This is a genomic window from Azospirillum sp. RU38E (assembly GCF_900188385.1).
Taxonomy (GTDB): domain Bacteria; phylum Pseudomonadota; class Alphaproteobacteria; order Azospirillales; family Azospirillaceae; genus Niveispirillum.
In genome coordinates, this window is the sequence record NZ_FZOI01000018.1 from 55,286 (window position 1) to 81,317 (window position 26,032).

Annotated in this window: 21 protein-coding genes; 11 read left to right on the forward strand and 10 right to left on the reverse strand. The window is 63.6% G+C overall.

All coding sequences use genetic code 11. The features are described from left to right. Nucleotides 1-134 precede the first annotated feature (134 nt). From glpK to CHB97_RS21395, 3 genes are all read right to left on the reverse strand, one after another. On the reverse strand, nt 135-1,637 hold the full coding sequence (glpK, locus tag CHB97_RS21385; RefSeq protein WP_089290043.1) for a glycerol kinase GlpK: 1,503 nt from the start codon (nt 1,635-1,637) through the stop codon (nt 135-137). A gap of 96 nt (nt 1,638-1,733) precedes the next feature. Next, the gene (locus CHB97_RS21390; RefSeq protein WP_089290044.1) at nt 1,734-2,471 is read right to left on the reverse strand and encodes a SapC family protein; all 738 of its coding nucleotides are present in this window, start codon (nt 2,469-2,471) and stop codon (nt 1,734-1,736) included. Nucleotides 2,472-2,495: 24 nt separating this feature from the next. Beyond that, nucleotides 2,496-4,046, reverse strand: coding sequence for a tryptophan halogenase family protein (locus CHB97_RS21395; RefSeq protein ID WP_089290045.1), 1,551 nt, complete (start codon nt 4,044-4,046; stop codon nt 2,496-2,498). Nucleotides 4,047-4,333: 287 nt separating this feature from the next. On the opposite strand from CHB97_RS21395, the gene CHB97_RS21400 reads away from it, so the two are divergent. Further along, a complete protein-coding gene (locus CHB97_RS21400; RefSeq protein WP_089290046.1) occupies nt 4,334-7,132 on the forward strand; it encodes a TonB-dependent receptor in 2,799 nt (932 codons plus the stop codon). 77 nt (nt 7,133-7,209) lie between these two features. Here CHB97_RS21400 and CHB97_RS21405 read toward each other — a convergent pair whose 3' ends face one another. The 4 genes from CHB97_RS21405 to CHB97_RS21420 are packed head-to-tail and all read right to left on the reverse strand — an operon-like array spanning nt 7,210 to nt 11,451. After that, nucleotides 7,210-8,127 (reverse strand): ROK family protein, encoded by a 918-nt coding sequence (locus tag CHB97_RS21405; RefSeq protein ID WP_200820059.1) that lies wholly within the window; start codon nt 8,125-8,127, stop codon nt 7,210-7,212. 18 nt (nt 8,128-8,145) lie between these two features. Continuing rightward, the gene (locus tag CHB97_RS21410) at nt 8,146-9,012 is read right to left on the reverse strand and encodes an ABC transporter permease (protein ID WP_089290048.1); all 867 of its coding nucleotides are present in this window, start codon (nt 9,010-9,012) and stop codon (nt 8,146-8,148) included. An 8-nt stretch (nt 9,013-9,020) separates the two neighbouring features. Then, nucleotides 9,021-9,941 carry an ABC transporter permease gene (locus CHB97_RS21415; protein WP_089290049.1) on the reverse strand — a complete coding sequence of 307 codons (921 nt, stop codon included), beginning with the start codon at nt 9,939-9,941 and terminating at the stop codon, nt 9,021-9,023. A 1-nt stretch (nt 9,942) separates the two neighbouring features. Next, nucleotides 9,943-11,451, reverse strand: coding sequence for an ABC transporter substrate-binding protein (locus CHB97_RS21420; protein WP_200820060.1), 1,509 nt, complete (start codon nt 11,449-11,451; stop codon nt 9,943-9,945). Nucleotides 11,452-11,614: 163 nt separating this feature from the next. Here CHB97_RS21420 and CHB97_RS21425 point away from each other — a divergent pair, with 163 nt between their 5' ends. The 6 genes from CHB97_RS21425 to CHB97_RS21450 all read left to right on the forward strand — a co-directional run bounded on the left by CHB97_RS21425 (nt 11,615) and on the right by CHB97_RS21450 (nt 18,180). Next, nucleotides 11,615-12,751, forward strand: coding sequence for an ROK family transcriptional regulator (locus CHB97_RS21425; protein WP_089290050.1), 1,137 nt, complete (start codon nt 11,615-11,617; stop codon nt 12,749-12,751). A gap of 13 nt (nt 12,752-12,764) precedes the next feature. After that, complete coding sequence (locus CHB97_RS21430) at nt 12,765-14,198, forward strand: M81 family metallopeptidase (RefSeq protein ID WP_089290051.1); 1,434 nt, start codon at nt 12,765-12,767, stop codon at nt 14,196-14,198. Beyond that, nucleotides 14,198-15,223, forward strand: a complete 1,026-nt coding sequence (locus CHB97_RS21435; protein ID WP_089290052.1) for an ABC transporter ATP-binding protein — start codon at nt 14,198-14,200, stop codon at nt 15,221-15,223. Before CHB97_RS21430 ends, CHB97_RS21435 begins: the two co-directional genes overlap by 1 nt. Beyond that, on the forward strand, nt 15,220-16,194 hold the full coding sequence (locus CHB97_RS21440; RefSeq protein ID WP_089290053.1) for an ABC transporter ATP-binding protein: 975 nt from the start codon (nt 15,220-15,222) through the stop codon (nt 16,192-16,194). Before CHB97_RS21435 ends, CHB97_RS21440 begins: the two co-directional genes overlap by 4 nt. 103 nt (nt 16,195-16,297) lie before the next feature. Further along, nucleotides 16,298-17,155, forward strand: coding sequence for a tetratricopeptide repeat protein (locus tag CHB97_RS21445; RefSeq protein WP_143271102.1), 858 nt, complete (start codon nt 16,298-16,300; stop codon nt 17,153-17,155). 137 nt (nt 17,156-17,292) lie between these two features. Beyond that, nucleotides 17,293-18,180 carry a hypothetical protein gene (locus CHB97_RS21450; RefSeq protein ID WP_089290055.1) on the forward strand — a complete coding sequence of 296 codons (888 nt, stop codon included), beginning with the start codon at nt 17,293-17,295 and terminating at the stop codon, nt 18,178-18,180. A 109-nt stretch (nt 18,181-18,289) separates the two neighbouring features. Here CHB97_RS21450 and CHB97_RS21455 read toward each other — a convergent pair whose 3' ends face one another. Next, nucleotides 18,290-20,335, reverse strand: coding sequence for a methyl-accepting chemotaxis protein (locus tag CHB97_RS21455; protein WP_089290056.1), 2,046 nt, complete (start codon nt 20,333-20,335; stop codon nt 18,290-18,292). 317 nt (nt 20,336-20,652) lie between these two features. Here CHB97_RS21455 and CHB97_RS21460 point away from each other — a divergent pair, with 317 nt between their 5' ends. Beyond that, nucleotides 20,653-22,236: a hypothetical protein gene (locus CHB97_RS21460; protein ID WP_143271105.1), complete on the forward strand. Its 1,584-nt coding sequence runs from the start codon at nt 20,653-20,655 to the stop codon at nt 22,234-22,236. A gap of 9 nt (nt 22,237-22,245) precedes the next feature. On the opposite strand, the gene CHB97_RS21465 is transcribed toward CHB97_RS21460, so the two are convergent. Next, complete coding sequence (locus tag CHB97_RS21465; RefSeq protein ID WP_160106124.1) at nt 22,246-22,902, reverse strand: glutathione S-transferase; 657 nt, start codon at nt 22,900-22,902, stop codon at nt 22,246-22,248. A gap of 189 nt (nt 22,903-23,091) precedes the next feature. On the opposite strand from CHB97_RS21465, the gene argB reads away from it, so the two are divergent. Both argB and CHB97_RS21475 read left to right on the forward strand, forming a co-directional pair. After that, nucleotides 23,092-24,006, forward strand: a complete 915-nt coding sequence (gene argB / locus CHB97_RS21470) for an acetylglutamate kinase (protein WP_089290059.1) — start codon at nt 23,092-23,094, stop codon at nt 24,004-24,006. A gap of 30 nt (nt 24,007-24,036) precedes the next feature. Next, a complete protein-coding gene (locus tag CHB97_RS21475) occupies nt 24,037-24,507 on the forward strand; it encodes an AAA family ATPase (RefSeq protein ID WP_089290060.1) in 471 nt (156 codons plus the stop codon). A 6-nt stretch (nt 24,508-24,513) separates the two neighbouring features. Here the strand turns inward: CHB97_RS21475 and CHB97_RS21480 are convergent, their stop codons facing one another. After that, complete coding sequence (locus CHB97_RS21480) at nt 24,514-25,359, reverse strand: aminotransferase class IV family protein (RefSeq protein WP_200820061.1); 846 nt, start codon at nt 25,357-25,359, stop codon at nt 24,514-24,516. A 45-nt stretch (nt 25,360-25,404) separates the two neighbouring features. Here CHB97_RS21480 and CHB97_RS21485 point away from each other — a divergent pair, with 45 nt between their 5' ends. Then, on the forward strand, nt 25,405-25,764 hold the full coding sequence (locus CHB97_RS21485; RefSeq protein WP_089290062.1) for a MerR family transcriptional regulator: 360 nt from the start codon (nt 25,405-25,407) through the stop codon (nt 25,762-25,764). Nucleotides 25,765-26,032 lie beyond the last annotated feature (268 nt).

The window sequence follows — 26,032 nt, forward strand, 5'->3', positions numbered from 1 at the left end:
TTCCCCGCGAAAGCGGGGATCCAGGGGCCACAAGCACTTAAGCGTCGTCCAGGCGGCCCCTGGACCCCCGCTTTCGCGGGGGAGGCAATAACGGGCGGCGGGAAGTGCCTCACAGAACACCCCACCATCACCCCCTACACATCCCACCCTTTGGCGCGCTCCAGGGCGCGGCCCCAGCGTTCATACAACCGGTCCCGTTCGGCTGGCGTCATGCCCGGTTCAAACCGGTGGGCCAGCTTCCATTTCTCATCCAACTCTTCCCGGCTGCTCCACACACCGGCCCCCAGCCCCGCCAGATAGGCGGCACCCAATGCCGTTGTCTCGGCGATGCGCGGCACCTCCACCGGCACGCCCAGCATGTCGGCCTGGAACTGCATCAGGAAATGGTTGGCGGTGGCCCCGCCATCGGCGCGCAACTCCGTCAAGGGAATCCCTGCCTCCCGCTCCATCGCGCGCACCACGTCCAGCGTCTGATAAGCCATGGCTTCCAGCGCCGCGCGCACCATATGGGCGCGGCCAGTGCCGCGCGTCAGCCCGCAGATCAGGCCACGCGCATAGGGATCCCAGTGCGGGGCGCCCAGCCCGGTCAGGGCCGGCACGAAATAGACCCCCTCATTGCCCCGGATGGAGCGGGCCAGTTCCTCCGTCTCCGCCGCGGATGCAATCAGCCCCAGCCCGTCGCGCAGCCACTGCACCGCCGCCCCGGTGACGAAGATCGCCCCTTCCAGCGCATATTCCACCGGTTCATCACCAATGCCCCAGGCAATGGTGGTCAACAGGCTGCCCGGCCCCCGCCGCGCCGCCGTGCCCGTGTTCATCAGCATGAAGGAACCGGTGCCATAGGTGTTCTTGGCCAGCCCCGGCCCATGGCAAGCCTGGCCGAACAGGGCCGCCTGCTGGTCCCCCGCCACGCCCGACACAGGAATGCCATGGGTGCCGAAGAAACTGTCGGGATCAGTCAGCCCATGGATGCAGGTGGAGGGGTTGACCTTGGGCAGGCAACAAGCCGGGATATCCATCAGGGCCAGGATATCCTCATCCCAGCGCAGTTCATGGATGTTGTAAAGCTGGGTGCGGGCGGCGTTGGAATAGTCGGTGACATGCGCCGCACCACCGGTCAGCTTCCAGATCAGCCAGCTGTCAATGGTGCCGAAAGCGACTTCCCCCTTGTCCGCCCGCGTCCGCAGGCCCGGCACATGGTCCAGCAGCCAGCGGATTTTCGTGCCGGAGAAATAGGGGTCGATGACCAGCCCGGTCTTGTCGCGGATCATCGCCTCCACGCCGGACTGCCCGCGCAATTCCTCGCAATAGGAAGCCGTGCGGCGGTCCTGCCAGACGATGGCGCGGTGCAGCGGCTCCCCCGTCGCCCGGTCCCAGACCACAACGGTTTCGCGCTGGTTGGTGATGCCGATGGCGGCCAGATCGTCAGCACGCAGATGGGCAGCGCGTAGGGCGCGGCCAATCACATCCAGCGTCACATGCCAGATTTCCAGCGCATCATGTTCCACCCAGCCGGCTTGGGGGAAATGCTGGGTGAACTCGGCATAGGCGCGGCCCACCATATTGGCGTCGCGGTCGAACACCAGCACGGTGGTGCCGGTGGTTCCCTGGTCGATGGCAAGCACATGGCCGGTCATTTTCTTGTCCCCTCAAGCGCCGGGCGGCGGCATCCGCCGCCTTGGCTTACGCGGCACGGGCCGCGCGGCGGCGGTCGCCGCCGTTGGTTAATGTTCTTAGTCCCGCACCGCCTTGGCGATGCGGGTCAGCGGCACCTTGGCCGTTGCATTGTGAAGCTGTTGCAGGCGGTGAACCTGGGTGGCCGATGCCATCACCGCATGGGCGAGCGCCAGATGACCCTCCCGGTGCAGCGCCAGCACATCCGCATCGGGCAAGTCACGCAGGCGGTCTTCACTGATCGTGTAAAGCCCCTCAATCTGGTTTTCCCGCCCATCGCCGAAGGTCAGCATCATGTCGACCGGGCAGATCAGGTCCAGCGCCGCCAGCCGGTCGACAAAGCTGCGCGCGGCGGCCAGATCATCACGCAGGCCGGCCAGCAGCCGGCCCACCTGTTCGGTGCGCGCCGTCGGCTGGCCGTGCGCGTCGAACAGGGGTTCGCCGTCGCGGTCATGCAGCCGGTCCGTTTCCTCCTCCACCGCCAGATCGAACACGCCCCCGGCGCCGGGGGCGAGGTGGAAAGGCTGGCGCAGCAGGTTACGCGGCAGATATGTGGCCTGCCAGCCACCCTGGATCATGAACCAGCTTGCCCCCCCTTCCAGGGCGAACAAGGCGCAGAGGTTGAACCGGCCGCTATCGGCATGTTTCAGCAGAAAGATCGGGTAATCGGCCAGCGCGTCCCGCACCTCGCTCAGCCCCAGTTGGGCATGGTTCTGCCGGGCGGCATGGCCCATGTCCGGCAAGGGGCGCAGGCGGGCGCTGGCGTGGCGGGCAGCGGTCAGGGGATGGATGGGCATGGGTGCTTCTCCTGATAACCGGGATCAGACCGGCTGCAGCCCGTATTGCTGAATACGGTTCAGCAGGTCACGGTGGCGCGGCAGGTCACGCAGGGCCTGTTGGCGCGCCCGCTCGGCCTGGGCAAAGGCGCGGCGCGCGCTGGCGGCTTCCGCCTTCACCTGGGCCAGCCCGCTATAGTCCGCGGCGAAGCCCATGCCATGCATCACATATTGATAAGACGGCCAAGAGAACACCTCCGGCTGGTGCGGGAAATCGGCGGGGCCGGGCGGGTGATAGCGCCACAGTTCCAGCTTTTCCCGCAATTCCAGCGGAATGCTGGCCGGGTCCAGATTATCGCGCCAGAAGGCGGTATCGGTCCGCTTGGTCAGCACATAATGCAGCTTCAGGAATTCGATGATCCGGTCCCAATGATGGGTGAAGGCGCGGTTGAACTGGCGGGACAGCGTGTCCATCACTGCCCGGTTGGCCGGCAGCCGGTCGGCGATGAAATCCACCGCCGTTTCGATCAGCATCAGGGCCGATGCCTCCAGCGGTTCCAGGAAGCCGGCGGCCAGCCCGACCCCGACACAATTATGCGTCCAGAAGCTGGCGCGGTGGCCGGCGCGGATTTTGATCAGGCGCGGGCTCAACCCGTCGGCGGCGGGGCCCAGATAACGGCGCAGGCTCTCTTCCGCCGCCTCATCACTCATATGTCGGCTGGAATAGACATGGCCGGTGCCACGCCGCGTGGGCAGGCCGATATCCCAGATCCATCCGGCATCCTGGGCGGTGGAAATGGTGTGCGTGGCAATGGGCGCGTCGGGCCGATCATAGGGCACCTGCAGCGCCAGCGCCCGGTCACAGAACAGCACATCGCTGCAATCCTTGAACGGCACGCCATAGGTGCCGCCCAGCAGCAGGGAGGCGAAACCGGTGCAATCAACGAAGAAATCCCCGTCGACCCGCCCCGCCCCGCGCAGGGTCAGCCCAGTCAGGTCGCCGGCTTCATCCTGATGCACCTCGGTGATGTCATCCACCATATGGATGACGCCCAGCTTTTCCACCGCGTGGTCGCGCAGCAGATCGGCGAATTTCCCAGCATCCAAATGATAGGCGTAATTGGCCAGCCCGGCATATTCCGGGCTGGTGATGGATTTCGGCGCCAACCCGGCGTCGCACAGGCTGGCCTGGAAATCCACCGCTTCGGCGAAATTCAACGGGTTTTCGCGGGCGAAAGCCTGCCAATGGCCGGACAGGTTGATCTGCGGTGCGCCCTGCGGCGGGTTCAGCGGGTGGTAATAAGCATCGCCAGCGCTGCCATCCGTCCAGCGGGCAAACTGGGCGCCCTGCTTGAAGGCGGCATCGCACTGGCGGATGAAATCGGTCTCCCGGATACCGATCTTGCGCAGGGTGTTGCGCATGGTCGGCCACGTCCCCTCCCCCACCCCGATGGTGCCGATCACCGCCGATTCGATGAGGATGACGCGCACGCCACCCGCCAGGCTGGTACCATTGCGAGCGGCAATCCGGCCGGCGGCGATCCAGCCGGCGGAGCCGCCCCCGGCGATGACAACCGTTTTCACGGGCTTGTCCATAAACTCCTCCCACTTGATTATATTGGCATTTTTATGCCTTGGCGGGCAGACCGCAGCCCAACGGGCCGATGCAGATATACCACACGAGGGAACGTTTTAGCCCGAAAGCGTCAGTTCGTCGATTGCAATGTTATATTTATCTGATAATTCATATACAAGAAACCGACGGCAAGAACGGTGGAGGGGGCTCCTCCTCCGGCAGGCGTCGAAAATCCGGGCGGCACAATCCTGTTCGGTCAGACCGGTACGCCCGGTCAGCAAGAAGTAATGTGTGGGAGGAGTGACATATGCTGAAAAAGACTATGGGCCGGCGCATGGCTGCCGGCCTGGGTGGTGTTGGCATGGCCGCGCTGTGCGCCCTGATCCCGGCAATGCCGGCGATGGCGCAGAATGCCAATGGTGCTACGGACGGCACGCTGGATGAAATCGTCGTCACCGGTATCCGCCGCTCCCTGCAGGCTTCGGCGGAAATGAAGCGTTCCGCCGGCATTGTGATGGACAGCATCGCCAGCGAAGATCTGGGCAAGTTCCCGGACAGCAACGTGGCGGAATCGCTGCAGCGCATCCCTGGCGTCTCCATCGACCGCAGCGGCGGCGAAGGCCGTTTTGTCACCGTTCGCGGTTTCGGGCCGGAATTCAACACGGTGCTGGTCAATGGCCGTTCCTTCGCCTCGGAAAACCAGGGCCGCGAATTCTCCTTCGACCTGCTGGCCGCCGAACTGATTTCCGGCGCTGACGTCTATAAGACCAGCCAGGCCGCAGTGCAGGATGGCGGCATCGGCGCCACCATCAATGTGAAGACGGCGCGCCCGTTTGATATTGGCGGGTTCAAGGCCATCGCGTCCGCCAAGGGCGTGTATGAAGAGAATAACAAGAAGGTCTCGCCGCAGGCCTTCGGCTTGCTGTCCGGCACCTTCAATGATGACAAGCTGGGTGCCCTGCTGGCCGTGTCCTACCAGAAGCGTGAGACGGAAACCCCGTCCACCACGGTGAACGGCTATCTGTCCGGCCAGACGATCGGCCCCTCCTCCAACCCCATCGCCACCAATGTCTATGCCCCGCGTAACCTGGATATCGGCCAGGAAACGTCGGAGCGCGAACGCATTGGCGTCAACCTGACCACCCAGCTGCAGGCCAATGACGATCTGGTCTTCACCCTGGACGGGTTGTACAACAAGTTCACCGTTGACGCGACGAACCACGCGCTGGGCAACTGGTTTGAGCCTTCCAGCTACACCGCCGCCCAGATTGATTCCAACCGCACGGTTACCGGGCTGACGACCAACGGCAATGCCGACCTGATCGTTGACACCAATAACCGTAACGTCACCACCAAGGCTCTGGGGCTGAATGGCGCCTGGAACGTCAATGATAATCTGACAGTGAAGGCGGACGCTTCCTGGTCCAAGGCCCGCAATAATAACGGCGGCAAGGATGTCTTCACCGTTATCGGCATTCCTTCCACCTACAGCTTCCAGCAGGCGGATGGCGGCGGCTTCCCCTCCGTCTTCGGTCACACCACCTCACTGACCGACCCGACGCGGGGCCGCACCCATATCGCCATCCGCCAGGGCAATGATGAGGCGGAAGAGGTGTTCGAGTATAAGCTGGACACCGAATGGAAGAGCGATGGCGGCGTGCTGGATGCCATCCGTTTCGGCCTGATCAATACCAACCGCGAAAAGACCAGCAATTCGGTCTCCAGCGACCCGAACATTCAGTGCCTCTATTGCGGCTATCCGACCTCGGCTGATGCTTCCCTGCTGAAGCCGTTCAGCCTGGGCAGCTTCCTGGGTTCCGGCGGGCGTTTCCCGGCCAATTTCATGACCTATGATGCCGACGCCTATTTCCGCTTCCTGGAAAGCCCGGCAGCAGCAGCGGCCCTGGATAAAGCCAATAACCTGGCACCGGGCACCACGGCGGCCCGTATCGCTGCCAGCAACGGTTATGCGGCGACCCGCCAGCCCAATTCCTTCTCCGTGAAGGAAAGCGTCTATGGCGGTTATCTGGATACCGACTTCAAGGGTGACCTGGGTGGTTTGCCCTGGTTCGTGAATATCGGCTTCCGCTATATCCACACCGAGGTGAAGGCCGCGGGCCAGCAGCTGGCCCTGACCGACATCCTGCCGGTGACTGGCGACAATACCATCTATACGGCGGTCTATGCCAATAACGGCGTGCCGGTGGCGACCAGCCAGAAGAGCAGCTACGATTACCTGCTGCCCAGCCTGAACGTGAAGATCGACCTGACGGACGATGTGATCGCCCGTTTCGGTGCTTCCCGCACGCTGACCCGCCCGCAGATCAGCGATATGGCGCCGCGTATCAGCTTTGATACGGTGCGTCCGGCCAGCCTGGACGCTTCGGGCGGCAACCCGTCGCTGAAGCCCTACACCTCTGACAATTTCGACATGTCGTTCGAATGGTACCCGACCCGTACCACCACCCTGTCGGCGGCCGCTTTCTATAAGCGCGTCAACAATTTCGTGGTGCAGACCCGGGCGGATGAGGTGTTCACCATCGCCAATGCCGGCAAGCTGGCGGTGGGTGCCGGTGGCGTGACCGGGCCGAACCAGGTAACGTTCAGCGTGCGCCGTCCGCGCAACGCGCAGAGCGCCAATGTCCATGGGTTTGAGTTCAACGTGAACCACACGATGGATTACCTGCCCGGTCTGCTGGCCGGTTTCGGTATCCAGGCGAACGCCACCTTCGTGGACAGCAACGCCGTGTTCGACCCCAGCTCCACCACCACCTCCTTCGCGCTGGAAGGTTTGGGTGACAGCCAGAACCTGGCCGTTTTCTATGAAATGGACGGGCTGTCGGCACGCGTCGCCTATAACCGCCGCGAACGTTTCCTGGAAAGCCTGGTCAACCCCAGCGCTGGTTCCGATCCGGTCTACCGCCGGACCTATGATCAGGTTGACGCCCGCGTCAGCTACAATGTGCTTGAGAATGTGCAGGTCTTCGCTGAAGGCACCAATATTTTCGGCAGCGAAGTCGTCACCACCGGCCGCTTCGACAATCAGGTCCTGACCTATGTCGATACGGGTGCCCGTTACGCAATCGGTGTCCGCGCCGATTTCTAACGGTTTTTGACTCTCCCTTCTTCCTCAGGATCCCTGAAAGGGGGCGGCCCGTCCGCCCCCTTCTTTTTATGGGAAACTTACGGCTGCAAGGCCAGCACGGCGGCCCCGATCAACCCGGCATTGGCCCCCAGTTCGGCCGGCACCAGCAACGGTTCCTCCGTCCGCCGCAGGATCAGGGCACGGACGGCCTGATCCAGGGCCGCCACCAGCGGCGCCGATGAACCGAGGCCGCCACCCACCGGCACCCGATGCGGGCCGATGGCATTGACCAGCAGGGCCAACGGTTCAGACACCAGTTCCAGGAAGATGGACATGGTGCGGCTGCTGAGAGCCTCACCCGCCTGCCAGCCGTCAACGATGCTGCGACTGTCCAGCCCCTGGCCCGTCAGATGGCGGTGCAGCCGTTCCAGCCCGCGCGCACTGCCGAAGGTCTCGACACAGCCCATCCTGCCGCAGCCGCATTCCAGCCGGGGAATGGCGACGGGGGGCGATCCGGCCATGGTTTTCACAATGGCGCCATGGCCCCATTCCCCGGTGATGCCGGCAGCCCCGGAGATCAACCGGCCACCCACCACCAGCCCGCCGCCAATGCCGGTGCCCAGGATGATGCCGAACACCACCCGGTGGCCCCGCCCGGCGCCAACGGTGGCCTCCGCCAGGGCGAAACAGTCGGCATCATTGGCCACCCGCACCGGGCGGCCCAGCGCCACCGTCAGTTCCGCCGCCAGCCGATGCCCCACCAGCCCACCCAGGTTGGAGGCGGCGGTCAGGATGCCGCTGTCCGGATCAACGATGCCGGCCATGGAGATGGCCAGCGGCGCATCCGCCGGCTGCCCCGCGCCATGGCGGGCGCAGAGGCCGGCCAGCGCCGCCACGAAATCCGCCCAGCTATGGGCCGGGGTCGGCACCTGATCGACCTGTCGCACCGCCTCCCCATTGCGGGGGGCGAGGCCGAATTTCATGAAGGAACCGCCGATATCGACACAGAAAGCCACGGCAGACACACCCGTTCGTCAGCTTCTCGGGTCAAGCAGGTCGCGCAGACCATCGCCGAGGATGTTGAAACCAAGCACGGTCAGCATGATCGCCAGACCGGGAAACAGGGACATATAGATATTCACGCCCAGATAGTTGCGCCCATCGCTCATCATCGCCCCCCATTCGGGCATGGGCGGCTGCGCCCCCATACCCAGGAAGGACAGGCTGGCCGCTGACAAAACCACCGTGCCCGCCGTCAGGGTGGATTGCACGATGACGGGGCCAAGGGCATTGCGCAGGATATGGTCGAACATGATGCGCGGCGTGGATGCGCCCAGGGCCCGCGCCGCCTCCACATAATCCATGCTTTTCAGGCCCAAAGCCACGTTGCGCATCAGCCGCGCATAGACAGGCACGGAGAAAATGGCGATGGCGATCAACAGGTTGAACAGGCCCGGCCCCAGGATGGAGACGATCAGGATGGCCAGCACCACACCCGGAAAGGCGAACAGCACATCCATGGTCCACATGATCACCTGATCGACCAGCCCGCCGATGGTGCCGGCGGCCAGCCCCAGCGGCACGCCCACCAGCACCGCCAGCCCGACGCCCACCACCACTTCTAACAAGGACAACCGCGCGCCATAGAGCACGCGGGCCAGCAGGTCGCGGCCATTATCATCGGTGCCGAACGGATGGTCCCAACTGGGCGGCAACAAAGCGTCGGACAGCACCTGTTCATAGGGATCGGCGGGCGACAGCAGCGGGGCCAGGATGGCGGCCAGCAGCACCAGCCCCACCAGCAAGCCGCCGATGAAGATGCTGCGGCGACGGGACAGCCAGCGCCGGCGGCGACGTGCCTTGCTGTCCATGGGGGCCATGGTGGCGGTGATCTCGGTCATGGTGGCCCTCAATCAAACCGGATGCGGGGATTGATGGCCGCGATCAGCATCTCGGCCAGAAAATTCATCACAACGACGGCGGTGACGGCCACCAGGGTGACGCCCTGCACCGTCGGGTAATCACGGAAGCGCACGGAATCCACCAGTAGCCGGCCCAGGCCGGGCCAGTTGAACACCGATTCCGTCACCACCGCCCCGCCCAACATGCTGCCGAAATTCAGGCCGATGATGGTGACGATGGGCACCAGGGCATTGCGCAGCGCGTGCTTGCGCATCACGACACTTTCCGGCAGGCCCTTGGCGCGGGCGGTGCGGATATAATCCTGGCCCACCACCTCAATCATGGAGGCGCGCGTCATGCGGGCAATCACCGCCGTCGGCATCACGGCCAGGGTGATGGCCGGCATGATGTAATGCCTCCACGTCCCCGACCCCATCAGCGGCAGCCAGCCCAGTTCCACCGCGAAATAATTCATCGCCAGCAGGGCCAGCCAGAAATTGGCGATGGAGGCGCCGGCAATGGCGAACAGCATGGTTGCCTGATCGGGCCAGCGATTGCGGTTGACCGCCGCCGTCATGCCCGCTGACAGACCAACCGAAATGGCGATGCCATAAGCGACCAGGGCCAGCGAAATGGTTTTGGGCAGCCGTTCGGCGATTTCCACTGTCACCGGTCGGCCCGACCGGATGGAGGTGCCCAGGTCACCCCCCAGCGCCGACCCGGCGAAACGCAGATATTGCAGCGGCAGGGGATCATCCAGCCCCAGGCGGACGCGCATGGCATCCACCGCTTCCTGCGGTGCCTCCGGCCCTGCCATCAGGCGAGCGGGATCGCCCGGCAGGGCGCGCAGCGCCACGAAGACCAGCAGCGAAACCCCCAGCAGGATCAGCGGCAGGGTGATCAGTTTCTTCAGCAGATAAATATGCATGTTAAGGCTTCACCGCATCGCGCACGGCGATGCCGCCGCCCGGTTCCGTCCACAGGTTCTGGATGTTGGCCTGTGCGGCAAACAGATCCTTTTTGTAGTACAGCAGCACATGTGGCGCGTCGGCATTGATCAGTTTCTGCGCCTCCCCATAGAGCGCGTTGCGGGCGGCTTCGTCGGCTGTCGCCGCCGCCTTGTCCAGCAAGCCATCCAACGCGGGGGAGGAATAGAAGCCCAGATTGGCCCCGGTCGGCACGAAGCTGGCGGTGTGATAAAGCGGGCGCAACTGCATATCCGCCCCGTTCACCCCCGACGACCAGGAGGTGAGGATAGCGCCCGTACCTTCCTTGGCCTTCTGATCCGGGTTGGCGAAGGCGGCATTAGACCAGACGCCGCTTTCCATTTTACGGACTTCCAGCTTCACGCCGATCTTGGCCCACATGCCTTGCAGCACCTCGGCAATGCGCGCCTCCGGTTCCTGCACCGCCACCGACAGGCTGAACCCGTCCGGCAGCCCGGCCTGAACCAGCAGTTCCCGAGCTTTTACAAGGTCGAACGGATAGGGGTTCAGGCTGGCATCATAGCCGGGGGTGACGGGGGATAGCGGGGAATTGGCCGGGCGGCCAAAGCCGAACATGATGGCTTTCACCAGGGCCGCCCGGTCAGTGGCCAGGTTCAGGGCCTGGCGCACCCGCACATCATCCAGCGGTTTCTGCTTCAGGTTCAGCGCCACGAAGAACACCACCGCCCCGTCGCTTTCATGCAGCGTCAGAGCGGTATTGGCCTTGACCATGCGGGCGAAAACCGGGGGCAGCGGGTTGACGATATCCACCTCCCCCGCCTGGATCGCCATGTTCAGCACGGATTGTTCGGCGGTCCAGGTCCATTTGACCCGCTCCGTCCCGCCCGGCTTGCCCCAATAGCCGGAGAAGCGTTCTTCCAGCACATATTCGCCGGAGCGATATTCCACCAGCCGGTAAGGCCCGGTGCCCACGGCCAGGCGGGACAGGGTGCCGGCGGCATCGGCCTTGGGGCTGACCATCAGGGCAGGCCCGGTGGTCAGCAGCGACAGAAAGGCCGGATACGGCCCCTTCAGCGTGAATTGCACATTCATATCATCCAGCGCCACCACGCTGGCCAGCACCTGCCGGATACGGCCGGATGCCGCTAAGCCGCGCTTGCTATCCAGATGGCGTTGGAAATTCTTCACCACCACATCGGCGTTGAAGGGCGTGCCGTCATGGAAGCTGACGCCGGGCCGCAGCTTGAAGGTCCAGACCAGCCCGGCGGCATCGCTGGACCATTCAGTGGCCAGCGCCGGCTCCAACTGCAATTGCCGGTTCCGCCGCACCAGCCCTTCATAAAGCGGTTCCAGCACCGTGTAGGTGAAGGTCGCCGTCTGGTCGCCGGGGTCCATGCTGCGCGGTGCCTCATTCTGCAACACGTTCAGCGTTGCGGCGAGGGCCGCCAGGGGCAACCCCGCCAGCAGCCCGGCAAACAGGGTGGCCGCCACCAAGCGACCCTTCCTGACATTTGGCAACCCACGCGCCTTCATCGGCTTGAAACCCCTGCCCAGCAGCAAACTTTACCAACCCTACCAAAAGCCTCTTCACTTTTGAACTAATTATGCGTACTAAATTTAGAAATTGAACTTAACCCTCAGGCCCATCTCCCCGATGCTCAATCCCACCCAACGTCAGGCCCTGCGCACCATCGCGGAAGGCGGGCCGCTCAGCCGCAGCGATCTGGCCGAACGGCTGGATCTCAGCAAGGCGGCGATGACGACGCTGGTGCGCGACCTGATTCAGGATGGCATCCTGCGGGAGACGGAGACGGTGCGCGGCGTGGGCCGCCCCTCCATCCTGCTGGGCATCAACCCGGCCTGTGCCTATTTCGTCGGCGTGTCGCTGATCGACGATCCGATGATGATGGTGCTGACCGACCTGAATGGCGACATTCTGGCCCAGGCCTCGCTGCCCCGGTCACGCGAACCGCTTTCCGTGGCGCGGGATGTGGCGGCCGGCATTGGCCTGCTGTTGGACGGCAAACCGGTACAACGGGACCAGTTGGCCGGCATCGGCGTCACGCTTTCCGGTCTGGTGGACCCGTCGCAGGGCACCTGCCTGCAATCCACCCTGTTGGGCTGGCAGGATGTGCCGCTGGCCGCCATGGTGGAGGGGGCGACGGGCCTGCCCACCTATATGGAAAATGATGCCAAGGCCGTGGCGATCAGCCAGCATCTTTATGGGGCCGCCCGCGATGTGCGGTCCTTCTGTCTGGTCTCCGTCGGGGCCGGCATTGGCTCAGCCCATGTGATTGACGGGCAGCTTTACCGGGGTCGCCGCGGCGGGGCCGGTGAAATTGCCCATTGCACGATTGAAATTGGTGGCCGTCCCTGCCGCTGCGGCAAGCGCGGCTGCCTGGATACCATCGCCTCGGTCAGTGCCATTCTGGGCGAATCGGCTTCATCCGGCCTGCCCTGCCAAAGCGTGGCGGAACTGGAAGCCCTGGCCGCCACGGGGGAGGCACGCGCCGTGCGCATCCTGCACCATGCGGGCGAAGCGCTGGGGCTGGCCATTGCCCATATCATCCAGATCAACGATCCCGAACTGATCCTGATCACCCATGATGAGGCTCCGCTGGATGGGCTGATCGGCCGGGCCATGCGGCAGGCCATTGATGCCCATGTGCTGCCGCTGTCGGCCGGGCAGACCCCCATCCACATCGTCCGCACCCAGCCCGACCATTGGGCGCGCGGGGCCGCCGGTCTGGTGGCGCATAAATTCTTCCACGATCCCGATTTCTTCCAATAAAGGCACCCGGACCATGCGCATCGCTGTCGGCGGCATCCATATCGAATGTTCGACCTACAACCCCGTGCTGAACCGGGCGGAAGATTTCATGGTCGTGCGCGGTGACGCGCTACTGGCGGCCCCCCGTTTTGCCTTTCTGGGGGATTATCCGGCCCAGTTCCTGCCCACCATCCACGCCCGCGCCATTGCCGGCGGCCCGGTAGCGCGGGAAACCTATGAAGCGTTCAAGGCCGAATTCCTGGAACGGCTGGCAGCGACCCTGCCCATCGATGGCCTGTATCTGGCCATGCATGGCGCCATGTTTGTGGAAGGGATGGAGGATGCGGAGGGCGACTGGATCAGTGCTGCCCGCGCCCTGGTCGGCCCCGATTGCCCGATTACCGTCAGCTATGACCTGCATGGCAATGTCTCGCAGCGGATCATCGATGCGATCGACATGTATTCCACCTACCGCACCGCCCCGCATATTGATGTGGAAGAGACGATGCGCCGCGCCGTCACCATGCTGGTGCGCAGCCTGGAAACCGGGGTGAAGCCCCTCCTGCTCTGGGTGCCGATCCCGGTGGTGCTGCCGGGCGAACGCACCTCCACCGTGGATGAACCGGCCAAAAGCCTCTATGCCATGCTGCCGGAAATTGATGCCATTCCCGGCATCTGGGATGCGTCGCTGATGGTGGGCTATGTCTGGGCGGATGAACCGCGCGCCACGGCGGCCGCCATCCTGACCGGCACCGACCGTGATGTGCTGGAACGGGAGGCCAAGCGCATCGCCCAGGCCTATTGGGATGCGCGCGACCAGTTTGTGTTCGGCACCGATACCGGCAGTATTGAGGAATGTGTCGCCAAGGCCATTGCCAGCCCCACCCATCCGGTGGTGCTGGCCGATAGCGGTGACAACCCCACCGGTGGCGGGGTGGGCGACCGGGCGGATGTGCTGGGCGAGCTGATCCGCCAGGGGGCGGATGGGGTGATCATCGCCGCCATCACCGACCTGCCGGCCCTGGAAACGGCCTTTGCCGCTGGCGAGGGGGCTGAAATCACAGTCGGTGTTGGGGCGACGCTGGACCTGGCCAGCCCGCGCGTGACGGTGACAGCGCAGGTGACGCGCCTGATCGGGCATGAGGTGCCGGCGGAACGCGAAGCGGTGCTGACGCTGGGCGGGATCACCCTGGTGCTGGCCGCCCGTCGCCGCCCCTATCACAATATCGCCGACTTCACCCGCCTGGGGCTGGACCCGCTGGCGGCCAAGATCGTCGTCGTCAAATCGGGCTATCTGTCGCCCGAACTGGCCCCCATCGCCAACCCGGCGCTGATGGCGCTGTCGCCCGGCGTGGTGGACCAGTTCGTGGAGCGGTTGGCCCGCAACCGTAAAGTGACACCAACCTATCCGTGGGACCGTGATTTCAGCTTCACGCCCGTGGCCACGCTGTCGGCCCGGTCGCGCTGATGATCCGCATCGAAGCCCCGCCGGTTCTGGAGGTTCGCGACCTGCAAACCTGGTTCGATACCGAACGCGGGCTGGTGCGGTCGGTGGATGGTGTCAGTTTTTCCGCCCGGCCCGGTGAAACCGTGGCCATTGTGGGCGAAAGCGGATCAGGCAAAAGCGTCACCAGCCTTTCGGTGATGCGCCTGATTGCGGCCCCGGCAGGAAAGATCATGGGGGGATCGATCCTGTTCCGGGGCCGCGACGGAGGTGTGCGCGATCTGGTCACTGCCGATGCGGCGACCATGCGCACCCTGCGCGGCAATGAAATCTCGATGATTTTTCAGGAGCCGATGACCTCCCTAAACCCCGTATATCCGGTGGGGGACCAGATTGCTGAGGCCATTGCCTTGCATCGCAATCTGGGCCGGAAACAGGCGTGGGCGGAGGCGGTGCGGATGCTGGAATTGGTGGGAATTCCAGCATCCGCCACACGCGCCAAGGATTATCCGCACCAGATGTCGGGCGGGATGCGCCAGCGGGTGATGATCGCCATGGCGCTGGCCTGCCGCCCGCTGCTGCTGATCGCGGATGAGCCGACCACAGCCCTGGATGTCACCATCCAGGCACAAATCCTGGAACTGATGCGCCAGGCGCAGCGCGAGATCGGCATGGCCATCCTGTTCATCACCCATAATCTGGGTGTGGTGGCAGAAATGGCCGACCGGGTGGTGGTGATGTATGGCGGGCGGGTGGTGGAATCCGGCCCCATTGATCAGGTCTTCCGCACCCCGCTGCATCCCTATACGCGCGGGCTGATGGCCAGCGTGCCGGGATCGCCCTTCCGCTTTCGTGATGCGCGCGGGCGGCTGCGGCTGCAGGCCATTCCCGGCAATGTGCCTGACCCGCGCAACCTGCCGCCCGGCTGTGCCTTTGCCAGCCGCTGCGCGTCGGCCACCGACGCCTGCACCGCCGCCATGCCACCGTTGGAGGCAGCCGCCGCCGATCATCAGGTGCGTTGCGTGCGCTGGAAGGAGCTGCTGCCATGAACGCGCCGTTGCTGGATGTGCGTGACCTGACGACGACCTTCCCGGTCGGCACCAATCTGCTGGGCCGCCCAAAGGCCAAGGTTCATGCGGTGGATCAGGTCAGCTTTTCCATCCGCCGGGGCGAGATGGTGGGGCTGGTGGGGGAATCCGGTTCCGGCAAGACGACGGTGGGCCGGTCCATCCTGCGGCTGACGCAGCCGACATCCGGCGCCGTGACTTTTGACGGCACCGATATCCTGAAACTGAAACCAGCCGCCTTTCAGGCTTACCGCCGGCGGATGCAACTGATCTTCCAAGACCCGTTCGCCAGCCTGGACCCGCGCAAGAATATTGAAGGCATCATCGCTGAGCCGCTTTCCATCCACCGGCTGGTGCCGCGGGCCGAACGGCGGGAGCGGATTGCTGAGTTGCTGGGGATGGTGGGGCTGCCGCCCGACGCCATGAAGCGCTATCCGCATGAATTTTCCGGCGGCCAGCGCCAGCGCATCGGCATTGCCCGCGCGCTGGCGGTGAAGCCGGATTTCATCGTCGCCGATGAACCGGTCTCGGCACTTGATGTCTCCATTCAGGCGCAGGTCTTGAACCTGTTGCAGGATTTGCAGGCCGATCTGGGCCTGACCATGCTGTTCATCTCCCACGATCTGGCCGTGGTGGAACATGCCTGTGACCGCATCGTGGTGATGTATATGGGCCGGATCATGGAGACGGCCAACACCGCCGATCTTTATGCCAATCCCCGCCACCCCTATACCCGCGCCCTGCTGTCGGCCGTGCCGTCGCTGGATCTGGACCGGCGGCGGGAAAAGATCATCCTGAAAGGCGATATCCCCAGCCCGATCAACCCGCCCAGCGGCTGCGTCTTCCGCACCCGCTGCCCGCACGCAACGGAGATTTGCGCGCAGGAACGGCCGATGCTGGCGGAAGCCAGCACCGGCCATGCCGTGGCCTGCCTGCGGGCGGGGGAGATTTGAGGGGAGCGGCGGCATCCCCATAGGGACAGGCCCCAGATGGGTGTTTGACAGCAACGCCGCACAACCGGATCATCACTGGTTCAACCGTCAGACCGGATGATCCATGCCTTCCTGCCGCCTGCTCCCCCTCCCCGTTTTGTTGGGCTGCCTGTTGCTGGGGGCCTGCGCCAACCAGCCCCCAGCAACAGGCCCGCAGGCGGCGGCCACGTCCCCCGCCCCCCAGGCCACCGCCCCCGCCCTGATCGCCCAGGTGCCAGAGAGCGGCCCCATTACCCTGCCGGCGGAGCCGCCAGCGACGGTCGCCCTGGTGGCGGAGGGCCGGAAGTATCTGCGGGGGGAAGAGATACCGATGGATGAAGGCCGGGCCTTCGCCCTTTTCCAGCAGGCGGCCGATCTGGGCAGCGCGACCGGCCGCTATCGGCTGGGACTGGTCCATCTGACCAGTCGGGAAGGCCGGGGCGATCCGCAGAAGGCGGCACAGCTGATATTGCCGCTGGCCCAGCAGGGCCATCCGGATGCAGCCTTCCTGCTGGGACTGGTCGCCAGCGGCTTCACCCCCGCCCCCAGCCTGTTGCCGGCGGCGGGTGAATCCAGCCTGCGACAGGCCCCCTATTGGTTCAACATCGCCCGCCGGGCCGGACAGCCCAATGCGCGCCGCGCCTATGAACAGCAATTGACGGCGATGCGGGAGGATGGCGTCATCCCCGCCGGCAGCGGTACCGGCGATGATTTTGCCAGCGCCATCCGCTTCAAGGGCAAAATCGCCAGCAGCGACGAAGGGGTGCCGCTGGAATACCGCACCATCGGTCCCCTGTTCCCCGGCTGGAAACGGCAAAGCCAGGCCCTGATCGAACAAGAGGGAAAGCACTATGATGTGCTGACCCTGGTGAATGAGCACCAGCAGAAGGTGTTGGTCTATTTCGACATCAGCGACTGGATAGGGATGGGGAACGCCCGCTGAGCAACAGATGCCCCATTGGATGGACACGCCATTGAAGACTCGCGTTTTTGGCTTAAATCCATTATCATTTACATAATGACTGGAACAGCCCGGAACCGAATACCCGTCAACCATCCCCAGCGGGGGAGTGTCACACCATGTCGGTTTCCGCAATCAGCACCACCCCATCCTCCGGCGAGCGCACCAGCCTGCGCGACAAGGATGGCAGCGGCTTTGCCCTGCCCGGCACCGGTGAAGAAATATCGGCCGGAATAAAGTCAACGCCTATTCCCGTTTCCCGCTATGGTGATCTGGGGATGAAGCCGGTCAATCTGGCCCTGGTTCCGGGCATGGAATGGATGGCTGACTATAACCACATGGAAGTTGCGGAATACCATGAGTCACTGGCCGCCTATCATCGGCGGCTGTTCGACTTTGCCAGCGAGATGTTGGGCCGGGATGGCAAGCCGGCGCGGGTTGGCGGCCTCAGCGGCTCTGCCCTGGACATGGTGCAGCAGGCGGCAGCGACCCAGGGCATTCTGCCGCCGGAAAAGCCGCGCAGCCTGTTGCTGGAGGAGGCGGCCAACGGAAAATCGGCCTCCCCCCTTTCTGGGAACGCCGCGAAGAACGACAACGACGTTGGCGTGATCACCCTCTTGCTTCCCGCAGAGGAAGGCGGCGGGGAGCAGCATATCATGATTGATCCGGCGCAGTGGAAAGGTCTGGCGGCACAACATCCCCCCACGGCGGTGGCCAGCCTGCTGGATATGCTGGATAATTCGGCCAAGGCGGTGAAGCTGAACGACACCATGCTGAACGGCCTGTTCGGCAAGTTCATGCAGGCGAACAGCGGGGAGGGCCAAGCCTGGCAAGACAAGCCTGTCAGCCGCTATGGCTATAGCCTGCCAGGGGCATCGGATCGAACCGGGCCAGCCTTCATGGTGGAGGCCTATCACGGTGCGGCCCTGTCGCCCGAAAAGGCCATGGGACTGGCCGCTGGATTGCTGCGCCTCGCCCAGGCCGCCGCACCGGGCGGCGGACGGTAGAGCGGATCGCGGAAAAGCGAAATCGCTTTGGAGCGTGAATCCGCTCGCTGAACAAGGACCTAGAGCCGGGTGCGTTTCCGTTTAAACGCTCCCGGCTCTAGGGGGAGCGTCACCCCATCGCGTCCAGGATTTTCAACTGCTCAATATAATGGCGGTTCTGCTGCAACATGCCGGTTTGCGCCTGCACGCTGCCAATCGCCTCGGCAACATTGCGCTTCACGGCATCCACCTGACGCATCACCTGATCCACATTGTTCAACAGGCTGACATTGCTACCGGCGATCTGGTCCAGCGTGCTGCCGGTCTCGGTAATACGCGCGCCCAGCGCACCCACAGAATGATGGATATCGCTGATCGCCGCCTGGGTATCGCCCAGCGTTGCCTTGGTATCATTGGCCAGTTTGCGCACCTCTGCCGCCACCACGGCAAAGCCCTTGCCGGCCTCCCCTGCCCGCGCCGCTTCGATGGTGGCATTCAGGGCCAGCAGGTTGGTCTGGCCGGCAATCCCATCAATCACCCGCAGCACGCCTTCGACATTCAGCAGCACCTCCCCCAGTCGGGCGAATTCCCCCTCCATCTCCGCCTTCCGCTTTTCCTGCCCCTGAAAGGTGGCGGCATGGCCATGCAGGCCGGTCTGGATGGCCGACATGCAGCCATCCACATGGTCGGCATAGGCCGTCATCTTATCCATCAGCCCGCTCAAGGCGGTGATCGCCTCCACCTGACCAATCAGATTATGAATCAGCTTCTGGCGAATGCGGTTCAGCAGAGACAGCCGATTCAGCCGCGTTTCGGTGAAATAGGATTTGAAGCGGGCATAATGGATGGGGAAACGGTCAGCAATATCATCATGGAAATCACCCTTCTCATTGTCGAAGAAAAAGACGGCCGAAAGGGTTTGATTGATATTGATCCCCAGCAATTCCCCAAAGGTGGAGAAGCCCGCCACTGTCACCTCATCAAACGCCCGCACCTGCCCCAGGGCACCGGCATTGTTCAGCCGCCGCAGGATACAGTCATTCAGGATGCCGCCCAGCGGCTTGGGCTTGCCACGCAGGAATGAGCGGAAATCCTGCTCCGTCTGACCGACAAAATCAGTGCCTTCCACCAGATGCAACTGATCGCCAGGACTGACATCACAGTAAAAATGCGCCTTGCCGGTCGCTTCTTCAAAACCGGAGACGGAGCGGACGAACAGTTCGCCATCCAGTTCGATGGCGAACGTATAGCGGGAAAGTTTGGCAGACAGTTCGGCCGGACGGCATTTCAACGCGCCGCACAGCGCATCGGCAAAACTCTGCACCGCCAAGCTGTTACCATCAATCACGCTGCTGACGGTCCGACCGACCGGGTCGGCATCCAGCACCGAAAAAGAAATGCCGGTGCGGCGAAAATTCTGCGTCTTGAACACCCCATACCGCTTGCCCGGCGCCAGTTTCAGAAAGGCGATGACGGCATGGTTTTCCAGCACGCGGCTGCCGTCATAAAGCCAGGTATGCTGGAAATCCAGCTTGCCCCCGGCAGAACCGCCCAGGAACAGAACGGGGAAGCGGCTGGTCTGATAGACTGCCTCCATCAGGTAATTTTCGCTGGCTGACAGCCCATCGATGAAGGTCAACGCCAGACTGTCCCGGCTGTCCAGCACAAAGGGCGGGGTAATGGCGGACAGGTCGGCCGCGATGGCCGCCACCCGCTGATCCTGGTTCAGCGTCGGCTTGCCCGCCCTTATGTCCTGACAGTGCAGCGGCACCGCGCGCACATCCACCGCCGCCAGCAGATCACTGGCGAAGGATTGCAGCACAATGTCATCCCAGGCGCCGTCGGCCGGGCTATAAAGCCGGCCACCCTGGGAGCAGAGTTCCCCCGCCGTCGTCATCAGGATCAGCTTGGTTTCGGCCGCAACAGCGCGACGGACCCGTTCGGCAATGCTGCGGAAATCCAGATGCGGGGAAACAAAGCCGAGTACCAGGGCGGGGGGCTTGCCATCGAATTGCAATGCCGCAAGATCATCGGCCGACAAGGCGGTGGAACGGGTGCGAAGCGTGCGCACCATCTCAGCCGGGACAGGGGGCATCACAGAGGGGGAAGCCGGCTGATTCTGACGGGTAATCGCTTCGGCCACCGGGCCCTTCCGCAAACGGTCCATCAGGCTCATTTCAGTCTCCCCCAAATATCATAGACTTACATCGACATGCCACACAACAGCCGGCACAAAATACAACCACACACCATGAAGTATGAAACGAGACAGCCGATTTTACCATCTATGCTGATGATCATAATTTTTGCTGTTTCTATTTTTTCTTATAAAGACTTCCTCCAATATTGTTTTTGTCACTTAACAATTCATCCTCCCCGGGTGATCCAGCCGAAGGCGCGCCCACGGCCGCAGCCGGCAAGCGGGTTGCGTCAGCACAGCAGTGCCCTTATGGTCGGCACCAGCCCTTGCGCCGATCAGGAAAGCTGCCGCCCGTGCCCGCCATGACGCTGACCGCCCTGTTGAAAAAGATCGCCCGGCAGATGACCGTGGGCACCCTGTCCCCCGCGCCGCCCGGCTTGTCCGAGCAGCTGCTGGAGGTGCCGGAGTTGCTGGAGGAACTGCTGTTCCTGTTCAGCGATGAGTTTGAAAAGGCAAAGCCTAACCGGAAACTTCTCGGCCTGTGCAGCCACCTGCTGGGCGATGTGATGATGATCCTGGCCCAACTGGGCAAGAAGGGCGCCAAACCCGCGCGCCATCTGCGCGATCAGGTCCGGCAGATGCTGGAGGAAGGGCTGGCCGGCCCGGAATTCGCGCTGGAACTGCTGCGCACCGCTGAGAGCACCGGTTTCGACCTGGAAATCGATCTGACGGGGGAGATGCAGGGCATGGCCCCTGCCGTCCCGTCCATATCGGAAAATCCGGCGGACCAGATCCAGGCCCTGGCCCAGGCCTTCACCGGCCTGCTGGCAGAGGCTGAGGGCGATATCTTCGCTGCCTATGAACAGATAGCCCCGCTGATCACCGGCATCCCGGTGGAGGCGCGCAGCGCCATGGGGGGTGTTCTGCTGACCAACCCGGACAGCACGCCCTTGCGGGAACTGGCGCTGGCTTGGCTGCTGGACCCGGATGCCGGCATCCGGCAGCAGGCGGTCAGCCTGTTGCAGCAGACGGCGGAAAAGGGCGCGCTGCCACCCAACAGCCTGCGCCGGCTGATCCTGCTGCGCAACATGCTGCCGGAGGCCTTGCGGGCCGGGGTGGATGCCACCATCCGCGCCGCCCGGCTGAAGGGGATCGAATGCCCGCCCAGCGGTCCCGGCGTGGTGCCGGAGGCGGTGTTCGCCTCTGGCTTTGACGGGGCGGGGGCGCAGAGCCTGTTCATGTTGCTGAAGCAAGGGCGCAAATATGTCATCGTCTCCCTGCTATTCAAGCACGGGGTTGGCATCCGCGATGCCTGGTGCGGTGAAGCAATGACCCGCAAGGCCGCCATCGCCATGCTGGACCAGATCGACGAACAGCTGGGCCTGCTGGAAAGCAATGTCGATTATCTGACCATGGCGCTGGGCCATTTCATGGCCGTCGGGGCCGATGCCGAAACCCCGCCCCCGTTCAGCCTGCTGTCGGTGCTGGAAACCCTGGCCCTGCCTTTGCCCGCCCCCGCCATCCGGGATACCGAGAGCCTGTTGGAAGCACTGCTTCCCACCGAACAGCCGGCGGATATCGTGGCACAAGCCCGCGCCGGCTCTGCCGAGTGGGTGAACGACATCCCCCTCACCCTGTCCTGGTTTGAGGATGAACAGGTGGTGGATGATCTGTTGCGCGGCCGACGCCTGGGGGTGGAGAAGCAGCGCACCCTGATCCTGACCCAATTGCTGCCGCAGCGGCGCGACCATTGGGCCCGCCTGCTGGCCTGGACCGCCGCCACCGGCAAGGGGGACTGGAACGGCGTTACCGCCACCGACATGGCCCTGGTGGCCCGGTCGCTGCTGGTCGGCGCCGATCTCGCCACCATCCCCGTCATGGCCGATATCGCCCATCAGACGGTGCTGGCCTGGCGCGCCAGCACCGGCAAGGGCTGAGCCACCGCATCAGGGATCATCATAATCGGCGGGGAAATGCCGATCCCACAGGTCGCGCAGGCGGGGATCGGCATCCACCTTCTCCGCCACGGCGATGATGCCGGGCGCCACAGTGCGGATTGCCTCCCGCCTTGGCCGCCAGCGCGTCATCATGGAAATATAAAGGTCCAGCACCGTCCAGTCCGGCGTGCCCAGCACCCAGCCGCCGGGGGTAGGTGCCAAACCCGCTTCCACATTGGCCCAGCAGGCCAGCGTGCGGTCGATGGTGGCCTGTTTCAGTTCCGCCTGCGCCGCCTCCCCCGTCACCCAGCGATCACAGAAATCGCCCACCGTATACATGGGGTAGATGGCGGCCGGCAGATAAACCAGCCAGCGCAGGAACAGCGGCCGCCGCGAGTCCCCCGGTGCCGGGGCCAGCGCGCCCGGATGGTGTTCCAGCAGCCACAGCAGGATGGCCACTGTCTCCGTCAACACCGTGCCATCGGGCAGGCGCAGGGTGGGCACCTGACCCAGCGGGTTCAGGGCGCGCAAATCATCCAGCGCCGGCGATGGCGTCCAGGGCTCAACCTCCACATAATCGTAATCTTCGCCGAGTAGGATCAGCGCCGCCTCCACCACGGCGGAGCCACAGCCGACACACCCATAGAGAAGCGGTTTCCCCGTCATCGCATCCTCCCCCCACGACCTGTCGCGCCGACACCCGATGTAGCATCGGAACATAAAGCGAACAGCCATGCAAGGGGGAGAAATGTGACAAGGTGATTGGCGGATTGCCCCAACCCCCCGCGGGTGTTAGACACTCGCCCGTTTACCCATCATCATGGCCCACTTCCAACAGACCGGAGCCCGCACGAGATGACCGCACCCGCCGCCACGACGATCAGCCGCGAGGAATGGCTGAACAAGGCCCGGACCCTGTCGGAAGCCCTGCCCTATATGCGCCGCTACGATGGTAAGATCGTCGTGGTGAAATATGGCGGCCACGCCATGGGCAACCCGGAGCTTTCGCGCCGTTTCGCCAATGATATCGTGCTGCTGAAGCAGGTGGGTGCCTACCCGATCGTGGTGCATGGCGGCGGGCCGCAGATCGGCAATATGCTGGACCGCTTGCAGATCAAGTCTGAATTCATCGACGGGCTGCGCGTCACCGACAAGGAGACGATGGAGATCGCGGAGATGGTGCTCTCCGGCTCCATCAACAAGGAGATCGTCGCCCTGATCAACGATGCCGGTGGCGATGCCATCGGCCTGTCGGGCAAGGATGACGACCTGATCGAGGCGCGCAAGGCCACCCGCACCAAGCGCGACCCGGACAGCAATATTGAAAAGGTGGTCGATCTGGGCTTTGTGGGGGAGCCGTTCCGCATCAACCCGGAAATCCTGCACAAGCTGCGCCATGCCGGCTTCATCCCGGTGATCGCCCCGATCGGCATCGGCGAAGATGGCCAGACCTATAACATCAATGCCGACACCGCCGCCGGCGCCATCGCCGCCGCGATGCACGCGGTGCGCCTGCTGCTGCTGACCGATGTGGCGGGTTTCCTGGATAAGGACAAAAATCTGGTGACGGAACTGTCGCTGGAGGCGGCCAAGGGCGCCATTGCCGACGGCACCGCGTCCGGCGGCATGATCCCCAAGCTGGAAACCTGTATCGATGCGGTGGATGGCGGGGTGGAAGGGGCCGTTATTCTTGACGGGCGCGTTCCCCATGCCATCCTGCTGGAAATCTTCACCGAAGGCGGGGCCGGCACCCTGATCGGGAAGAAGTAATTTCCAAACCGGGGGCCCGTGGCTTCAAGGATGACAGCCAGCCTGCACCTGATCGATGGCCCTGCCGGGGCCGGCAAATCCGCCTATGCCAGGAAACTGGCAGCGGAATTGCCGGCCCTTTTTCTGTGCCGTGACCTGGCCATGGCCACCCTGTTCACCCCAACCGCACCGGCAGCACTGGACCCCGCCTGGCTGGCCGCAAAGGCGGCCCAGTGCGAGGCGCATCTCTGGTCCGTGGCGGAAAGCACCCTGGCGGCGGGTGATGCCGTGGTGCTGAACCTCGGCCCCCTGCAGCCGCACCAACGACAGGCCGCCCTGTTCCGCGCCCGTGGCAAAGCGGCCAGCCTGCATTTCCACCAGCCCGCCGGCCCCCTGGCCGACCGTTGGGCGCGGGTGCAGGTACAAACCACCCCCCACCCCTGCCCGCCGGTTGACCCAACCGGGTTTTATGCCCCGCCGACGTTGGATGAGTTGGCGGCGGCCTATGCGATGGCATTGTGAGGGGGGTCAGAATGCCAGTGCCGGCTCCATCCCATAGGCATGATGAAGAAGGTCAATGAAGCGCTTTGAAAGGGGGATTTGTGCATCCCCCAGCGCGCTGACGGCCACCCCCGGAGTCCAGGAATTCATTACAGCCGCCCCGGAAAAATGCTGAACATCGGCCGCTTTGATCGGCTGAGACCGTTGGGGAACGCCTGATTTCTGCAATTGGCGTTGAATGATCTGCATGGTTACACCGGACAGCATGTCCGCTTCGGGCCAGACCACGGCCTCCCCATCCCAAAAAGCCACGTTCCAGATGGTGCCCTCGCTGATACATCCGCGATTATCGATAAAGGCCGCATCATCATATCCCTGGGCAACCGCCTGCCGCAGATAGTGGGTTTTCGCCATTTCCCCGGTATGTTTGATGGCGGCCAGCGGTCGGTCGTAAGTGACCGGCATCAGGCGCAGGGGGCCGGCGGGGCCGGAAAACGGGGACGATGTGCTGATGAACACGCCCGGATCGTCTGCCGCGCCCCTGGAAGTGAACTCCCCATTGCGGGAGAACATGGTCACCGTCAGGGAAAGATCGCCAGCATTCGCCGCTATCGCAGAACCGATATAGGCCCGTACCCGTTCGTCGGGTTGGGCCTGACCAAACAGGAGCGTGGATGCCGTGCGCAGACGATCAAGATGAAGATCAACCCCGCGCACAAGGCCGCCCCGAACCTGCATCGCCGTGAAATGGGCGAAACCGGCAAAAGCCAACGGCGCAAGATCGACGGCAGCTATTTTCTGCCCGTCCAGGTAGCCGTGCGCTGGTGTATCGATGGACATGGTGCTTGCTCTCACTCTGGTATGGAGGAACAAGCGGGTTTATAAGGTCTGACAGCGCTGTAAGAGTCAAGGGCGACCATGAAAATCGGTGATCTGTCCCGGCGCACCGGGGTTAGCATCCGCATGTTGCGGTACTATGAGGAAGAAGGTCTGTTGACGCCCCAGCGCCGTGACAGCGGCTATCGCGATTATGGGCCGCAAGAGGAGGAATCTGTCAAATTCATCAAAATATTGGGTGCCACCGGCATGACATTGCCGACCATCGCCAAGTTCCTGCCCTGCACACTCAAGGACCGCCCGTCGTTTGAACCGTGCCATGAATTGATCGATACATTGCAGGATCAGATTGAAGCCACTGATGGAAATATCAACAAGCTGATGGAAGGGAAGAAATTGCTTGAAAATATACTTTCCGATTTAAAAAGAACAATAAAGTGATTGAATGCCGGGTCAGACGGCGCGCACCTCTGGCCTAATCGGGTTCAAGGTGCCCGCAAGCCTGGACGAGCAAGCGGCAGCCTATGCGTTGGCGTTGTGTGGGGTGGCTATAGCTTGGTCGCAGTCTCCCACACCATCCGCCAACTGGTGGATGGCAGCATCCTGACCCAACGCACCGGGCTATCGCCGCAACAGGCTGTTTGTCGCCAGGGAAGTTCTGGCGATACTTAACCGCCCGTTTACGAGCGCACTGGAACTGCCGGAGGAT

Bases quoted from the DNA above. Each gene is read 5' to 3' on its own strand.
- glpK (WP_089290043.1), bottom strand. From the start codon at position 1,637: ATGACCGGCCATGTGCTTGCCATCGACCAGGGAACCACCGGCACCACC.
- CHB97_RS21390 (WP_089290044.1), bottom strand. From the start codon at position 2,471: ATGCCCATCCATCCCCTGACCGCTGCCCGCCACGCCAGCGCCCGCCTG.
- CHB97_RS21395 (WP_089290045.1), bottom strand. From the start codon at position 4,046: ATGGACAAGCCCGTGAAAACGGTTGTCATCGCCGGGGGCGGCTCCGCC.
- CHB97_RS21400 (WP_089290046.1), top strand. From the start codon at position 4,334: ATGCTGAAAAAGACTATGGGCCGGCGCATGGCTGCCGGCCTGGGTGGT.
- CHB97_RS21410 (WP_089290048.1), bottom strand. From the start codon at position 9,012: ATGACCGAGATCACCGCCACCATGGCCCCCATGGACAGCAAGGCACGT.
- CHB97_RS21415 (WP_089290049.1), bottom strand. From the start codon at position 9,941: ATGCATATTTATCTGCTGAAGAAACTGATCACCCTGCCGCTGATCCTG.
- CHB97_RS21425 (WP_089290050.1), top strand. From the start codon at position 11,615: ATGCTCAATCCCACCCAACGTCAGGCCCTGCGCACCATCGCGGAAGGC.
- CHB97_RS21430 (WP_089290051.1), top strand. From the start codon at position 12,765: ATGCGCATCGCTGTCGGCGGCATCCATATCGAATGTTCGACCTACAAC.
- CHB97_RS21435 (WP_089290052.1), top strand. From the start codon at position 14,198: ATGATCCGCATCGAAGCCCCGCCGGTTCTGGAGGTTCGCGACCTGCAA.
- CHB97_RS21440 (WP_089290053.1), top strand. From the start codon at position 15,220: ATGAACGCGCCGTTGCTGGATGTGCGTGACCTGACGACGACCTTCCCG.
- CHB97_RS21445 (WP_143271102.1), top strand. From the start codon at position 16,298: ATGCCTTCCTGCCGCCTGCTCCCCCTCCCCGTTTTGTTGGGCTGCCTG.
- CHB97_RS21450 (WP_089290055.1), top strand. From the start codon at position 17,293: ATGTCGGTTTCCGCAATCAGCACCACCCCATCCTCCGGCGAGCGCACC.
- CHB97_RS21455 (WP_089290056.1), bottom strand. From the start codon at position 20,335: ATGAGCCTGATGGACCGTTTGCGGAAGGGCCCGGTGGCCGAAGCGATT.
- CHB97_RS21465 (WP_160106124.1), bottom strand. From the start codon at position 22,902: ATGACGGGGAAACCGCTTCTCTATGGGTGTGTCGGCTGTGGCTCCGCC.
- argB (WP_089290059.1), top strand. From the start codon at position 23,092: ATGACCGCACCCGCCGCCACGACGATCAGCCGCGAGGAATGGCTGAAC.
- CHB97_RS21475 (WP_089290060.1), top strand. From the start codon at position 24,037: ATGACAGCCAGCCTGCACCTGATCGATGGCCCTGCCGGGGCCGGCAAA.
- CHB97_RS21485 (WP_089290062.1), top strand. From the start codon at position 25,405: ATGAAAATCGGTGATCTGTCCCGGCGCACCGGGGTTAGCATCCGCATG.